At 51.9% G+C, this 15,021-nt stretch carries 16 protein-coding genes; 14 read left to right on the top strand and 2 right to left on the bottom strand.

Features of this window, described 5'->3' with window-relative positions:
* Positions 1–83 precede the first annotated feature (83 nt).
* From FGQ86_RS13955 to FGQ86_RS13945, 3 genes are all read left to right on the top strand, one after another.
* Positions 84–1,286, top strand: a complete 1,203-nt coding sequence (locus tag FGQ86_RS13955) for a class I SAM-dependent rRNA methyltransferase (protein WP_033125904.1) — start codon at positions 84–86, stop codon at positions 1,284–1,286.
* A 189-nt stretch (positions 1,287–1,475) separates the two neighbouring features.
* Entirely contained in the window at positions 1,476–2,633 is a 1,158-nt protein-coding gene (locus FGQ86_RS13950) for a hypothetical protein (RefSeq protein WP_033125905.1), read from the top strand.
* 480 nt (positions 2,634–3,113) lie between these two features.
* Positions 3,114–3,800, top strand: coding sequence for an alpha/beta hydrolase (locus FGQ86_RS13945; RefSeq protein ID WP_033125906.1), 687 nt, complete (start codon positions 3,114–3,116; stop codon positions 3,798–3,800).
* A gap of 16 nt (positions 3,801–3,816) precedes the next feature.
* Here the strand turns inward: FGQ86_RS13945 and FGQ86_RS13940 are convergent, their stop codons facing one another.
* Together FGQ86_RS13940 and FGQ86_RS13935 are read right to left on the bottom strand one after the other, a co-directional pair.
* Positions 3,817–4,758 carry a radical SAM protein gene (locus FGQ86_RS13940; RefSeq protein ID WP_081958027.1) on the bottom strand — a complete coding sequence of 314 codons (942 nt, stop codon included), beginning with the start codon at positions 4,756–4,758 and terminating at the stop codon, positions 3,817–3,819.
* Entirely contained in the window at positions 4,751–5,500 is a 750-nt protein-coding gene (locus FGQ86_RS13935) for an acyl-ACP thioesterase domain-containing protein (RefSeq protein WP_138304752.1), read from the bottom strand. Before FGQ86_RS13935 ends, FGQ86_RS13940 begins: the two co-directional genes overlap by 8 nt.
* A gap of 161 nt (positions 5,501–5,661) precedes the next feature.
* Here FGQ86_RS13935 and FGQ86_RS13930 point away from each other — a divergent pair, with 161 nt between their 5' ends.
* The 11 genes from FGQ86_RS13930 (at position 5,662) to FGQ86_RS13880 (ending at position 15,021) form a co-directional block, all read left to right on the top strand.
* A complete protein-coding gene (locus FGQ86_RS13930; protein WP_138304750.1) occupies positions 5,662–6,822 on the top strand; it encodes an aminotransferase class V-fold PLP-dependent enzyme in 1,161 nt (386 codons plus the stop codon).
* Positions 6,823–7,001: 179 nt separating this feature from the next.
* Entirely contained in the window at positions 7,002–8,276 is a 1,275-nt protein-coding gene (locus FGQ86_RS13925) for a double-cubane-cluster-containing anaerobic reductase (protein ID WP_033125909.1), read from the top strand.
* 1 nt (position 8,277) lies between these two features.
* Positions 8,278–8,538 carry a DUF3343 domain-containing protein gene (locus FGQ86_RS13920; RefSeq protein ID WP_033125910.1) on the top strand — a complete coding sequence of 87 codons (261 nt, stop codon included), beginning with the start codon at positions 8,278–8,280 and terminating at the stop codon, positions 8,536–8,538.
* A 58-nt stretch (positions 8,539–8,596) separates the two neighbouring features.
* Positions 8,597–9,373, top strand: coding sequence for an acyl-CoA dehydratase activase (locus tag FGQ86_RS13915; protein WP_033125930.1), 777 nt, complete (start codon positions 8,597–8,599; stop codon positions 9,371–9,373).
* Between the two features lie 6 nt (positions 9,374–9,379).
* Positions 9,380–10,531 (top strand): double-cubane-cluster-containing anaerobic reductase, encoded by a 1,152-nt coding sequence (locus tag FGQ86_RS13910; RefSeq protein WP_033125911.1) that lies wholly within the window; start codon positions 9,380–9,382, stop codon positions 10,529–10,531.
* 129 nt (positions 10,532–10,660) lie between these two features.
* Complete coding sequence (locus FGQ86_RS13905) at positions 10,661–11,767, top strand: rhodanese-like domain-containing protein (RefSeq protein ID WP_138304748.1); 1,107 nt, start codon at positions 10,661–10,663, stop codon at positions 11,765–11,767.
* Between the two features lie 117 nt (positions 11,768–11,884).
* Entirely contained in the window at positions 11,885–12,331 is a 447-nt protein-coding gene (locus FGQ86_RS13900; protein ID WP_138304746.1) for a hypothetical protein, read from the top strand.
* Positions 12,321–13,004: a TVP38/TMEM64 family protein gene (locus tag FGQ86_RS13895; protein ID WP_033125914.1), complete on the top strand. Its 684-nt coding sequence runs from the start codon at positions 12,321–12,323 to the stop codon at positions 13,002–13,004. Before FGQ86_RS13900 ends, FGQ86_RS13895 begins: the two co-directional genes overlap by 11 nt.
* Positions 12,991–13,998 (top strand): (Fe-S)-binding protein, encoded by a 1,008-nt coding sequence (locus FGQ86_RS13890; protein ID WP_138304744.1) that lies wholly within the window; start codon positions 12,991–12,993, stop codon positions 13,996–13,998. The genes FGQ86_RS13895 and FGQ86_RS13890 overlap by 14 nt, the downstream gene beginning before the upstream one ends.
* Complete coding sequence (locus FGQ86_RS13885) at positions 13,979–14,689, top strand: TVP38/TMEM64 family protein (RefSeq protein ID WP_033125916.1); 711 nt, start codon at positions 13,979–13,981, stop codon at positions 14,687–14,689. The genes FGQ86_RS13890 and FGQ86_RS13885 overlap by 20 nt, the downstream gene beginning before the upstream one ends.
* Positions 14,689–15,021 (top strand): arsenosugar biosynthesis-associated peroxidase-like protein, encoded by a 333-nt coding sequence (locus tag FGQ86_RS13880; protein WP_033125917.1) that lies wholly within the window; start codon positions 14,689–14,691, stop codon positions 15,019–15,021. Before FGQ86_RS13885 ends, FGQ86_RS13880 begins: the two co-directional genes overlap by 1 nt.

The following is a 15,021-nucleotide window of genomic DNA, read 5'->3' as shown; positions in this document are numbered from 1 at the left end:
GATGACTCCTCTATACCATTAAAAGTGAATAATCCCACCCCTGTATATCTGGGGTACAGGCTTATTATACGAGGAGAAAAGATATGAGTTTAGCATTGGCAGTACTGAAAAAAGGAGAAGGGCGCACGCTGAAGGCGGGGGGCGCCTGGATTTTTGACAATGAGATAGACAGCGTGACAGGAGCCTTTGAGAATGGGGATGTTGTGATGGTCCATGACTTTGACGGCTATCCCATGGGACGGGGCTTTATCAATATGCACTCCAAAATACGCATCCGTATGCTGACAAGAAACCCGGACCAGGAGATCGATGAGGACTTTTTCCGGGGACGCCTGCGGGATGCCTGGGAGTACCGGAAAAGGACTGTGGACACAGGGAGCTGCCGGATCGTCTTCGGGGAGGCGGATTTCCTGCCGGGCCTGGTGGTGGACAAGTTCTCGGACGTGCTCGTCTTCCAGTGCCTGGCCCTCGGAATGGACAGGTACAAGGAGAGGCTGCTTTGCATGCTGAAGGAACTCCTGGCAGAGGACGGCGTCGAGATCCGGGGCATCTACGAGAGGAGCGACGCCAAGGAGAGAGAAAAAGAGGGTATGAGAAAGACAAAGGGCTTTCTCGGGGAGCCCTTTGACACCTTTGTCCATATAGAGGAGAATGGAGTCAAATACATTGTGGATGTCAAGGACGGACAGAAGACCGGATTTTTCCTGGACCAGAAATACAACCGGCTGGCTATCCAGAAGCTGTGCCGGGGAGCCCGGGTACTGGACTGCTTTACCCACACAGGCTCCTTTGCCCTGAACGCGGGGGTTGCCGGGGCCAAGAGCGTCCTCGGTGTGGACGCCTCCGGCCTTGCGGTGGCTCAGGCCCGGGAGAACGCAGAGCTAAACGGACTGTCAGATCGGGTGGAATTTCTTGAGGCGGACGTGTTTGACCTGCTTCCTTCCCTGGTGGAGAAGGGAGAGAAGTACGATGTGGTAGTGCTGGACCCGCCGGCCTTCACAAAGTCCAGAAGTTCCATCAAAAACGCGGTGAAGGGCTACCGGGAGATCAATCTGCGGGGCATGAAGCTGGTGAAGGACGGCGGCTTTCTCGCCACCTGCTCCTGCTCCCACTTTATGGATTTTGAGCTCTTTACAAAGACCATCCGGGAGGCGGCCAGGAACGCCCACGTGCGCCTGCGGCAGGTAGAGTTCCGGACCCAGGCGCCGGATCATCCGATCCTGTGGGCGGCGGATGAGAGTTATTATCTGAAGTTTTATGTTTTTCAGGTGGTGCATGAAAAATAGACTTCAGAAATCTCTGAAAATGTTTGAGTTACAGGGATTTGGAGTGATTTTTAGAATGGCAAAGCAGGGAAAATCTATATCAGCTTGTCAGGGGATGATTGTAAAAATGGAAACGTTCTGAAAAAGTCTTTGCAGAAAATCCTGAATTACAAGTTCTCTAATAAATAGATATATAGGAGGTTAAATATTATGAATAATGAGTCTGAGAAAGATTTGCAAGTTATGATGAATGTCGAGGTGCTTCCGATAAGGTCAAAACTTGATTTTGAAATGACTCATACTACAAAAATTCCCTTGTCAGATCTCTGTGCGCTTGGCGTTGCGTTCCGGCCTTTGACAACGGCAATTCAGACGGCTATTAGCGGTAGTGGTGGATCAGGTATCTATTTTGTGAACACGATGGGAAAACAGATGTTCAACGCCAGCGGAAGCACGGAGTTTGTTGGTAGTTTGAAATCTTCTACCGGAGGTGTTGGCGGAGGACAAGCACGGATGACAACGCTCGCCTGTGACCCGACTATGTTGTTTATGGCTGCTGCCCTAATGAATATCGAAAAGAAATTAGATACAATACAGGAAACCCAGGAAGAAATTTTGCAATTTCTAGAAGAAAAAGAACGCGCAACGCTTCAGGGAAATTTAAATGTTCTTGAGGATATAATAAATAATTTTAAGTATAATTGGGAGAACGAGAAGTATAAGACAAATAAACATATTCTCGTTCAAGAGATTAAAAAGGAAGCAGATGCAAGCATTGTTCTTTGTCGAGAGCAGATTGCTAAAGGACTGAAAAAACGTTCTTCTATTCACAGTGATTTGGAAGTCAAAAGTATATTGAAAAAAATGCAGACACAATTTAAAGATTATCAACTGGCATTGTATTTATATGCATATTCTACTTTTCTGGAAGTGATGTTGTTAGGGAATTTTAACGAAGATTATTTGAACAATGTTGAACACTGTATCGCAGAATACTCTTATCAGTATCGGATACTTTATACAGAGTGCTATAATTTGATGGAGTCTTATTCAAAATCATCCGTTCAGTCTGGAATGATAACCGGACTAGCAACTGCGAGTAAGTTTATGGGGAACATTGTTGCCAAGGTTCCCATTATTAGTAAATCTCAATTGGACGAAAACCTGATTAAAGCAGGAGACAAGTTGGGAGAATATAAGGAAGACCGAACTATAGATGCTTTAAATGGTCTGATACAAAAACATATGAACGTCACAGTCCCATTTGTTAAAAATATTCAAATGGTGAACAAACTGTATAATAAGCCGGTCAAATGCCTAATGGATGAAAATGATATCTATATTCAGCAGGTTGCAGGGGAAGATTAAAAGGATTGCATAAAAACATTTTTAAAAGTAGAAATACTCTTATGGAAAGTTGGAATTTGACAAGCAGATAATCCTTTGATAGAATGAGACTAGAAAAAGACACTGCCGATAAGCGGCTGATCCAAAGAATTTAAGGTATCAAAAAAGTAACCGAAAACCTTTGCCGAGGGCGGTTACTTTTTTGTATGATTGATATACGCTATCAAGATCGTAACAATGATGCTCAGTATCATTAGTACGAGGGAGAGCATTTCGAAATCACTCATAAGTCAGCCCTCCTTTCCGCAGATTTCCCTTTTCAGAGATTTCTATGTAATCAGAGGGTTCAGTCCCTCTGTTGAAGGACTAACCGCCTACCGTTTTCCTGACAGTGCCTGTTTTTATTCGACCAAAACAGTATTTCTCTGACAAGATGTGGAGACATAAAAAATTTTACATGTGCAATAAAAATCCATTGAAAACACAGGAGAGAATTTGCTTATGACACACCTGTACTACAAAGAAAAAGGCAAGGGCAAGCCCCTGATCCTCCTCCACGGAAACGGGGAGGACAGCAGCTATTTTGAGAGCCAGATGGACTATTTTTCACAGACGCGGCGGGTCATCGCGGTGGACACGAGGGGACACGGCAGATCGCCCCGGGGCACCGCGCCCTTTACCATCCGCCAGTTCGCCGAGGATCTCCGGGAATTTATGGAGGAGATGGGGATCGAGAGGGCGGACCTTTTGGGATTTTCAGACGGGGGAAATATCGCGCTCATCTTTGCCCTGCGGTATCCGGAAAGGGTGGATCGTCTCATCCTGAACGGGGCCAACCTGTGGTCCCGGGGAGTGAAGCCGTCGGTCCAGATCCCCATTATCCTGGGGTATTACGCGGCTTACTTTTTCGGCCATTTCAGCGGGAAGGCCAGGGCCAACGCGGAGCTGCTGCGGCTCATGGTAAAGGACCCCAATATAGAACAGGAAGAGCTCCGGAACATCCAGAGCCCTACGCTTGTGATCGCAGGGGAGAGGGATATGATACGGGAGGAGCACACCAGGCTGATCGCGGCGGAGATACCGGGGGCAAAGCTTCGCATCATCCCGGGAGACCACTTTATCGCGGCCGGGAACCCGGAGGCCTTCAACCGGGAGGTGGATCGGTTCCTCCGGGAGACAGTTTCATAGGAGAGCCTGCCTGCTTTTACAGCCCCTCCAGGTCAAAGGGAGGGGTGTACTCTTCCCTGGCGCTGGATCGCTCCTGCATGTAGCCTGTGTCCAGACCAAGCTCCAGGGCCGCGCCCAGCACTTTCCCGTATTCGTAGGAGGTGAGGCGGCGGTTGATCTGAGGGTGCTCTGCTGCCTTGAAGAAGGGAGTGTACTGGCTCAGGAGACTTAGGAGGAAGCCGCCCTTTGGAAGATTTTCCGCCATCCAGCCAAGCAGGCGGATGGAGTCCTCCTTCTGGCCAGGGAGGACCATGTGACGTATGAGGGTTCCCCGGACCAACATCTTGTTTTTATCGAATACGGGCGTCCCGGTCTGCCGGATCATTTCCGACAGGGCAGCGGAGGCGTGGAGAAAATAGTCCGGTGCGCCGGAGAGGGCTCCCGACAGCTGTGAGGAAAAATATTTGAGATCCGGCAGGTACACGTCCACATACCCCTCCAGCATCCGCAGCGTCTCCACTCTCTCGTAGCCGCCGCAGTTGTAGACGATAGGGATATGCAGCTTCGGGCGTACCTTCTCAAGGACCGGCAGGATGGAGGGGAGAAACTGGGTGGCGGTGATCAGGTCGATGTTTCGGGCGCCCTGGTCCTGCAGCTCAAGAAAGATCTCTTCCAGCCGCTCCTGTGAGATGGCCTTTCCCACTTCCCCCCGGCTGATGGGATAGTTCTGGCAGTAGCAGCACTTCAGCGTACAGCCGGAGAAGAAGACAGCGCCGCTGCCATCCTGACCGCTGATGCAGGGCTCCTCCCAGAAGTGGAGGGCCGCCCGGGCCGCCCTGATTTCGGGGCCGCAGCCGCAGATGCCGGTCCGGACATACCGGTTGGCATGGCACATGCGGGGACAGAGAGTGCAGTCCCGGTAAAGGTCACATGGGTCGAAATTGGGAGCTGTGTCAGAGGGGGGCAGGGGACTATGCATGGCTGCACGCCTCCTCCCGGAAGGTGATGCTGGCCTGGACTGCCAAAGTCCCGTCCTCCTTTACACCCGTCAGGAGAAAATCATGCGCTCTCTTTGCGCGCCAGATGGAAATGCGTTCTTTTTCAAAGCACTGCCGCAGGTAGTGGATCTCAAAGTCTGTGATCTGCTTTCCTGTCTGGAAATCCAGATCAAAGGCGTTGAGAAAGAGAGGAATGTACTTCTGGTTGTTCATGTGGCGGCTCTTGTCTAGGTCCGTGTAGCGGACAGTGTGGGTATAGCAGAGCTCCATGCCTTCCGCGGTCTTGGGAAAACGCTGGAAGGGAGGAAGCTCAAGGGCAGTGCCCTCGTCGGTGTCTGTGGGATAGTCGATGTCCTGCGGGGTGCAGATTTTCCCGACATTCAGGTCGCACAGGCAGCTCTCCATCCGCCCCTTGGCCAGGAGCTCCTGCCCCCGGGAGACGGTGAAGGCCTGGTGGAACCGAACTGAGGGGCGGGGATTTTCCACCCAGGAGGCAAGCTCCAGGGGGGAGTCATAGCCCGTCCGCTTTTCGATGTGGAGTTTATATTTGGTGAAGACCCAGCAGATGCCATAGTCCTCTGGCAGGGTGTCGTTGCCCTTGCCTAGAGTGTGCATGTAGGCGGTCACCGCGTCCTGAAAATATTCAAAATAGCCGCCGGCTCCCACAAGCCCGGTGTGGTCGGACTCGCGGAACTGGGGAAAATACTCTTTTCTGTAGATCATGGAATAAATCCTCCTTCTATTCACTCCTCTCTATTATAGCCCTTTGCGGGGCGCGGCAAAAGTCATTTTTATAATCCCTGAAGAAGCATCTTGCGCAGAATGAGCGGCAGGACCTATAATGAGTACAGTACACAGCGCGAAAGAAAAGGAGGCAGGGGAATATGGAAGGAGAAAATGCCAGGATCTATTTTGACAACGGGAGCACCTCCTGGCCCAAGGCACCGGGAGTGGCGGAGGCGGTGGGGCGCCTCCTGACAGAGGGGGCCTTCAACATTAACCGGGGAAATTACGAGGGAGCCTACGAGGTGGAGGAGGCGGTGCTGGATACAAGGGATCAGCTGGCCCGGCTTTTCCACGCGGAAAATTCCCGTCGGGTCATTTTTACGCCGGGGATCACCCACTCCCTGAACTATTTTATCCGGGGATTTCTGAAGAGAGGGGATCATGTGCTTGTCACCGGGATGGAGCACAACGCGGTCATGCGGCCCCTCCGGTGCATGGAGAGGGAGGGCGTGACCTGGGAGTGTATTCCCACGGACCGGGAGGGGAATGTGCGGGCCTCTGACGTAGCGGGGATGATCCGAAAGGATACGAAGGCTGTCATCGCCCTTCACGCCTCCAACGTGTGCGGTACCATCGTGCCTGTGGAGGAGATTGGCCGGATTTGCCAGGAGAGGGGCGTCTTCTTTGTGGTGGACACAGCCCAGAGCGCGGGGACTATCCCCCTTCACATGGAGGAGGCCTGCGTGGATTTCCTGGCCTTCACAGGCCACAAGGGGCTTTTGGGCCCCCAGGGGGTGGGCGGATTTCTCATCTCCGACAGGCTGGACGGGCAGATGGAGCCCCTCATCGCGGGGGGCACGGGCAGCAGCTCTGACAGCCTGGACATGCCCCGCACCCTGCCTGACAAGTACGAGAGCGGCACTATGAACCTGCCCGGCATCATCGGCCTCCACGCGGCCCTCTCCTACCTGGAGAGGACGGGGCTGGAGACGATCCGCAGGAGGAAGCTGGAGCTGACAGGCTATTTCCTGGAGGAGGTGAAGAAGCTTCCTTCCGTCCGCATCGCGGGAAGGCAGGGGACAGAGAGGAGAGTGGCCGTTGTGTCTCTGGATTTTGAGGGAAGGGACAATGCGGTGACTGCCTTCCGGCTGGAGCAGGAGTACGGCATCATGACCCGGGTCGGGCTCCACTGCGCGCCCATGGCCCACAGGGCTCTTGGCACCTTCCCCCAGGGGACGGTCCGGTTTGCCTTCAGCGCCGCCAACACAGAGGATGAGATTGACCGCTGCGTCCGGGCTCTCCACAGCATACTGGACTGAGCGTCTCTTCCCAGGACAGAAAAACGCATATTATAATAGAGAAAACCTATATATAAAAGTATACATTATAAAAATCAATAGCAAACCTCGCTCTTGTCATTGTCCCATAATTGTAAAAGTGTTACGGTTATAAAAGGACTATTCTGAAAATATTCAGATACGCAAGAGGAGGTTTTTTTATGGCTGATTACAGAAAAATGTGGGAAGATCTTGGTATGGATGTTGAGACGCACGACCAGCTTTGCGAGGTGCTGCCCCAGGCCTTTGGGGATGTCTATCTCTCCCAGGAAAACAGGCCGGAGTCTATGGACTATTATAATTTTGTGGTGGCGGAGATCCACGGTGTGAGGCCGGCGGAGCTCATCGAGCACCAGAAAAAGGGCGGAAAGGTCTTCGGCACCTTCTGTGTGTACGTGCCCGATGAGATCGTGTTCGCAGCAGATGCCATCGCCACAGGGCTGTGCGGAGGCTCCCAGTTCTGGGTGCCGGGAGGAGAGAAGGTCCTTCCCACCAACACATGCCCCCTTATCAAGGCGTCTGTGGGCGCAAGGCTGGATCGGACCTGCCCCTTCTTCCGCATCGCGGATATGTATGTGGGTGAGACAACCTGCGACGGCAAAAAGAAGGCCTGGGAGATCCTGGCCGAGGATGTGCCGGTGCATGTGATGGATCTGCCTCAGATGAAGAGAGAGAAGGATGTCTGTTCCTGGGCCGATGAGATCCGCACCTTCAAGAAAGTAGTGGAGGACTTTACCGGAAACGAGATTACGGCGGAGAAGCTGGCGGCCAGCATACATATGATCAACAACAAGAGAAAGGCCCTGGAGAGGCTCTATGCTTTCCGAAAGAACGACAAGCTCCCCATCAGCGGAAAGGATGTGCTCCTCATCTCTCAGATCGCCTTCTACGACGATCCTACAAGATTTACTGAGATGACTAACAAGCTCTGCGATGAGCTGGAGAAGAGGGTGGCAGACGGCGTCAGCGTGTTCCCGGAGGGAACAAAGAGGATCATGCTGACAGGTACGCCTATGGCCATCCCTAACTGGAAGATCCACAACCTGGTGGAGACAAGCGGCGGCGCCGTAGTCTGCGAGGAGATGTGCACGGGAACCCGCTACTTTGAGCGTCTTGTAGACGAGACAAAGACCACAGTGGACGAGCAGATTGACGCCCTGGCGGAGAGATACATGGGCATTAACTGTGCATGCTTCACTCCCAACCACGCAAGGATTGACGATATTATCCGCCTGGCTAAGGAGTACAAGGTGGATGGCGTTATTGACGTGAACCTGAAGTTCTGCAGCCTCTACGATGTGGAGGGATACACAGTGGAGAGAGAGCTCCAGAAGGCCGGCATCCCTGTTCTTGGCATTGAGACAGACTACGTGGACAGCGACGCGCAGCAGCTCCGCACAAGGATCAGCGCTTTCATCGAGATGCTGGGAGAGTAGAATGAAAGAGATACAGTATTATGTGCTTTTCCCAAACCATGACAATGGGATGAGGCTCTATAAGAAGCTGAAAGAAGAGGGGGTGGGTGCGGTCATCGCGCCCACCCCGAGAAGTGCCAGCAAATGCTGCGGCATCTCCCTTCTGGTGAAGGAGAAGGATATAGAGAGGATTCGCGGCTGCGTGCAGGAGAACGGCATTGAGATACTGGATATCGCGGCGGTGGAGAAGGATGTGAACCCGGGCCGTGACAGATACTGCTGATAAACTGCTGAGAAAAAAGGACAAGCCTTTGACAGAAGGTGGAAAGGATAACAGGAAAATGGATTACATAGGCATTGATATAGGCTCCACAGCTGCCAAGGTGGTGGCCAGGGGAGACCATGAGATGGCTTTCACGCTCCCTACAGGGTGGAGCAGTAAGGAGACGGCCCGGATCATCAGGGATCGGCTTGGGCAGGAGGGCGTTGACGTGTCGGATGAGTCGGCTAAAGTGGTGGCTACCGGCTACGGGCGCGTGGCGGTGGAGTACGCCGACTACGTCATCACAGAGATTACCTGCCACGCCAGGGGAGGCCGTGAGATGGGAAGCGATGACTGCGCGGTCATCGACGTGGGAGGACAGGACACCAAGGTGATCCTCATCAGCCACGGCGCGGTCCAGGACTTCCTCATGAACGACAAGTGCTCCGCGGGAACCGGGAAGTTCCTGGAGATCATGGCCAACCGGCTGGGAGTGGATCTGGGCGAGCTGTTCGACATGGCGGAGGCGGGACAGACCCTGTCCATCAGCTCCCTGTGCACGGTGTTCGCCGAGTCCGAGGTCATCAACTATATCGGTGAAGGCCGCAGGCGGGAGGACATTGCCGCCGGGGTGGTGGACTCTGTGGCGGCCAAGGTGGCCCAGCTGGCTATGAGAAAGAATCTGCCGGACCAGATCATCCTGACGGGCGGGCTCTCGGACAGCCGGTATTTTACAAAGATCCTGTCCGAAAAGATTGGAAAGACCGTGTCCCCCACAGACAGAGGCAGATATGCGGGCGCCCTGGGGGCGGCCCTGCTGGCGGAGGAGAAGACAAAGAGACGGAAGGAGAAATAAAACAAAATGGAACTGATCAAAGATTTACCAGAAGTATTTGAAGAATTTGCAGAACAGAGGAAAAACTCTTTCCTCGGGGTGAAAAAGCTGAAGGAGCAGGGAGTCCCCGTTGTGGGATCTTACTGTACTTATTTCCCCCAGGAGATTGCCATGGCCTTGGGGGCCGCCACAGTGTCTCTGTGCTCCACCTCCGATGAGACCATAGCGGACGCGGAGAGGGATCTGCCCAAGAACCTGTGCCCTCTTATCAAGTCCAGCTACGGGTTTGCCAAGACAGACAAATGTCCCTTCTTCTATTTCTCTGACGTGGTTGTGGGTGAGACGACCTGCGACGGAAAGAAGAAGATGTATGAATATATGTCCCAGTTTAAGGATGTATTTATCATGGAGCTGCCCAACACCCAGAGACCGGAGGCTCTGCAGCTTTGGAAAGGGGAGATCATCCGCTTTAAGGAATACCTGGAGAAGAAATTCGACGTTACCATCACAGAGGACGACATCCGGGAGGCCATCCGGGTCAACAACCAGGTCAGGACATCCCTGAAGCACCTCTACGAAGTGATGCGCAATGACCCGGCTCCCATCACAGGCCACGATCTCTTCAAGGTCCTGTACGGAAGCACCTTCAAATTTGACAGGAAGGCCATCCCGGGAGAGGTAGACGCCCTGGTTGAGAAGATCAATAAGGAGTACGCGGAGGGGAAAATGCTGGAGAAGAAGCCCCGCATCCTCATCACCGGTTGCCCGGTGGGCGGCGCCACGGAGAAGATCATCGACGCGGTGGAGAACAACGGCGGAGTTGTAGTCACCTTTGAGAACTGCAGCGGAGCCAAATCCATCGACAAGCTGGTGGACGAGGAGGAGCCGGATGTATACCAGGCTCTGGCGGAGAGGTATCTTAATATCGGATGCTCCGTCATGACACCGGACAAGAACCGCTTTGAGCTCCTGGGAAGGCTGATCGACGAGTACAAGGTGGACGGCGTGGTGGAGATGACTCTCCAGGCGTGCCACACCTACAATGTGGAATCCTTTGCCATCCGCAAATTTGTCAATGAGGAGAAGGGCATCCCCTATATCAATGTGGAGACGGATTACTCCCAGGCAGATATCGGACAGCTGAACACCCGTATTGCAGCCTTTATCGAGATGCTGTAAGGCGCGCGGATGGATATAGATATTATCTATAAATTTGTTTATATATACTTCTTATCGATTGGACGGGCCAGGTATGAATGGCTATAATAATGGAGGACATACTACAGTCATAAGGAGGTATATAGTATTATGAAGAAGAGAGTGTTAGCGGCACTTTTATGTATGGCCATGACAACAGCTATGCTGGCCGGATGCGGCTCAGAGTCATCCACGAAGGAGGATACCACTCAGGAGTCCACAGACGAGACGACAGATGAGTCAGCAGAGAATGTGGAAGCAGAGCCGGTGGAGACGAGAACCGTGTATGTAACTCCCCAGTGGGTACAGAGCGCACTGAACGGTGACCAGGAGGGATATGAGGATATCCTGATCGCGGAGGTAGGCTACGGCGACGTGGCAGACTGCGCGTCCTACAATGAGGGACATGTCCCGGGAGCTATCTATGTAGATAACTGCGAGGTGGAGGACGCCACAGGAAGCGAGGAGGGTGCATACAACCTTCTGGCAGCGGACGAGGTAGTGGACAACATACTCAGCCACGGCATCACAAAGGACACAAAGGTAGTTCTCTACGGAGCGGACGTCAGCGGTACAGCCAGACAGGCATTTGCCTACCTCTGGGCAGGTGTTGAGGATGTCAAGGTTATCAACGGCGGAATTGACGCCTGGAAGGCTGCGGGCTATGATACAGAGACAGATGTGAACGAGGGCGAGGCCGCAGATGACTTCGGCGTAGAGGCCCCCGCGCATCCGGAGTACCGTCTGGATATAGTAGATGCGAAAGAGAAGCTGGAGACAGATGACAACTTTAAGCTTGTCAGCATCCGCAGCGAGGAAGAGTGGCTTGGCGAGACAAGCGGATACAACTACATTGACAGGGCAGGTGAGCCGGAGGGCGCCGTGTGGGGCAAGGGCTCAGACTCCTCCTCCGATGTAAACCAGTTCCTCAACGATGACGGAACAGTAAAGGATCTGGCAGGCTTTGAGAAAGTGTGGGCAGACTGTGACTTCACACTGGACAATGAGCTTTCCTTCTACTGCGGCACAGGCTGGAGAGCAAGCGTTCCCTTCCTTGTCCTGTACGAGAATGGATACGACAACATTTCCGTATATGACGGCGGATGGTACGAGTGGCAGATGCATGACGATTATCCGGTACAGGTAGGCGACCCTGCAAGCGATGACTGTGTGCACACGACAGTAGGCGAGCTGCCGACAGATAAAGCTGCTAAATAAGGAGCTGACGGATTATAATCTGCCGAATGATAAGCAGGATGCAAAAAGCGCTGCCGTTTAACCTGACGGCAGCGCTTTTTCTCTCGAAAAGCATCCTGACAAAAGCTGGAGGAGACAATGAAAAAGATAGCATATATCCTGGCGCTGATCCTGGAGATCGGGGCCTATGCAGGCGCCTGGATCATACATTATTTCGCAAGGCGGAAGCTGGGGATGGTCAGGTATCTGAATTACAAGAACATGTCCTGGGAGAGGGACTACCCGGTGGAGGCGCTGAAGCTGGCCTGCGTGGTAGCGGCGGCCCTGCTGACAGTCCTGATCCTTCTCTTCTTCCTGAAAAAGCGCAGGGAGACCACCCTGCTGGCAGGGGCTATGACGGCCCTCATGATCGCATTGACGGCGCTGTATGGGGGTTACACACTGGGATGCTCCACGGACGTCATGACAGACTACTATTTTATCAGCATCCTGTTCCTTGTGGCGACGATGATCCAGATCCTCAAGACAGGCATTGCCGTGCTGATATCAAAGAGGAGAGCAGAGGGAGAGCAAGGTGAAAAATAAAAAGCTTTGGATTTTTGTGGGGCTGGTGGTTCTGGTTCTGATCCTCAACCACATATTCGGGTGGTCCTCCTACCTGGGGGACACGGACAACCTGGCCTTTTTGGAGACCATGATACAGGACAATCTGGCGGGGGCCATCGCCATTTACATGGCGGTGACGGTGATTGGCAGCGTGGTCCTGGCCCTCCCCGGCGTTACCTTTGCCATACTGGCAGGTCTTTTGTTCGGACCGGCGCTTGGCACGGTGCTGTGCGCCCTGTCCGCCACAGCCGGGGCAGTGCTTGCCTTTCTGGCGGGAAGATTTTTCTTGCGGGACAGCATAAGGCCCGCGGCTATGAAGAACAGGTATCTGAAAAAATGGCTCTTTGACGAGTCCGGGAAGAACCAGATCTTTATCCTCATGATCACCAGGCTTGTGCCGGTCTTTCCCTACAATCTCCAGAACTTTGCCTACGGTGTGACAGACATCAGCTTTGCCACCTACACGGTGGGATCCTTTGTGTTCATGATCCCCGGGACGGCTATGTACACCATCGGGACAGCCGGCCTGGCGGACGCCGAGAACCGTCTGCTCTACATAGGCATCGCGGTGGCCATTGCGGTGGTGGTGATCCTTGTGGGAATGGTTTTGAAGAAAAAATATATACAGGAGAAGACAGATGAGTCAGAATAAGAAGACCGCGGATCCCTCTGCCTGCGTGCACTGCCATCTTTGTCAGAAAAGCTGTCGGTTTTTGGAAAAGTATCAGATGGACATTGGGGATATCCATAAGATAGAACCATTGGCATACCATTGTTTCCTCTGTGGAAAATGTACACAGGTATGTCCAAAAGGGATAGACGGCAGAGAGATCATATTAAATCTCAGACGCAGTCAGGTAAGGGAAAATAAGGGAAGAGTAAAAGAAAAAGGCTATGCGATGCTCATAAAAGAGAAAAAGGATTATATGTTTCAGAATTACCGGAATGGGAGATATAAAAGAGTTCTTTTTCCAGGGTGCAATTTTCCGTCCTTTTATCCTGAAACGACAAGATTGCTTGCGGATCTTTTGTGGGAAAAGGATGAGATTGGGATAGTCTTTGACTGTTGCGGGAAACCAGTGGCAGAATTGGGGATGGAAGAAGATGCGCAGAAGATTGTAAACCGAATAGATCGAAAACTGCAGGCTATGCATGTGGATGAGCTTATTATGGTCTGCCCAAACTGTTATGCCTATTTGAATGGGAGACTAAATATAAAAGTTGTTATGATCTATGACAAGCTGAGGGAACTAGGGATCGGAGAAAAGATCAAGGAAAAAATCAGGATCTTTCCGCCGTGTCCGGATCGGGGCACGGAGAAAATCCTAGGTACGATCCGCCCGTTTTTAGAAGAAGAGCCGGAAATTATCACAGAGAGTCAGTGCTGCGGACTGGGGGGATGTGCCGGACAGAAGGAGGCGGATCTGTCGATGGAAATGGTAAAAGCGGCAGCAACGGGAGGAAATGTATGTACATACTGCGCTTCCTGCTCGGGAAGCTTTGCAAGAAAAGGCTTCGATCAGGCTGATCACATTCTCCTGAAAATCCTGGGAATTACTGAGAAACCAGATACTGCAAAATCAATGATAAATCGAATGAAGACAAAGTACTGGCAGGGAGGAGCGTATGGAAAAAAAGAAAAATAGCTGGATGAAAAAAGTTATCTTACTGTTATGCGCAGCGGCTGCTGTTGCATGCTATTATCTGATACCGGCAGTCAATGAGAATATGAATAAAGTCTTTAAGATGTTTGCGAGTGGCGATTTTGGAGTTGTAAAGGATTTTGTGGCATCATATGGTGCATATGCTGCGCTCATTTCCTTTCTTCTGATGATATTTCAGTCCGTGGCAGCGCCTCTGCCGGCCTTTTTGTTGACTTTTGCCAATGCCAATCTGTTCGGTTGGTGGCAGGGCGCTATTTTATCCTGGACCAGTGCTATGGCAGGAGCAGCTGTATGCTTTTGTATTGCAAAGATACTTGGGAGAGATGTGGTGGAACGGCTGACAAGTAAAGCCGGATTGAAACAAATAGATGAGTTTTTTGAGAAATATGGGAAAAATACAGTCCTTGTATGCCGTTTACTTCCATTTGTATCATTTGATATCGTAAGCTATGCGGCGGGGCTTACATCCATGTCTTTTGGATCTTTTTTTATCGCGACAGGTATTGGACAGTTGCCTGCAACGATTGTTTATTCCTATGTGGGAGGAATGTTGACAGGCGGTGCACAAATGTTTGTGACAGCTTTAATGATATTGTTTGCTCTATCAGCTCTGATTGTTATGATCAGAAAAATATATATGGATAGACAAAAGAAAAAAGGAGGAAATGAGTAATGGAAACTTATTACAACCCGGAGGATCTTGCAAAATTTGGTACGATTGGCGAGGAGGCTCCCCAGTTGGCAGAGAAATTTTTTGACTATTATGGAGCTGTGTTTGCAGAGGGAGCTCTGACCGCAAGAGAGAAAGCTTTGATCGCACTGGCTGTAGCACATGCGGTGCAGTGCCCTTACTGTATAGACTCTTATACAAACGACTGCCTGAATAAGGGAGTCAGCGAAGAGCAGATGATAGAAGCTGTTCATGTAGCGGCTGCGATCAGAGGGGGAGCTACACTGGTGCATGGTGTGCAAATGAAAAATATTGTAAAGAAACTGGAGCTGTAA

Source organism: Clostridium sp. BSD2780061688st1 H5 (assembly GCF_005845155.1).
Classification (GTDB): Bacteria; Bacillota; Clostridia; order Lachnospirales; family Lachnospiraceae; genus Claveliimonas; species Claveliimonas intestinigallinarum.
Note: the sequence above shows the minus strand (reverse complement) of the source record. Positions and strands in the feature narration are given on the sequence as shown.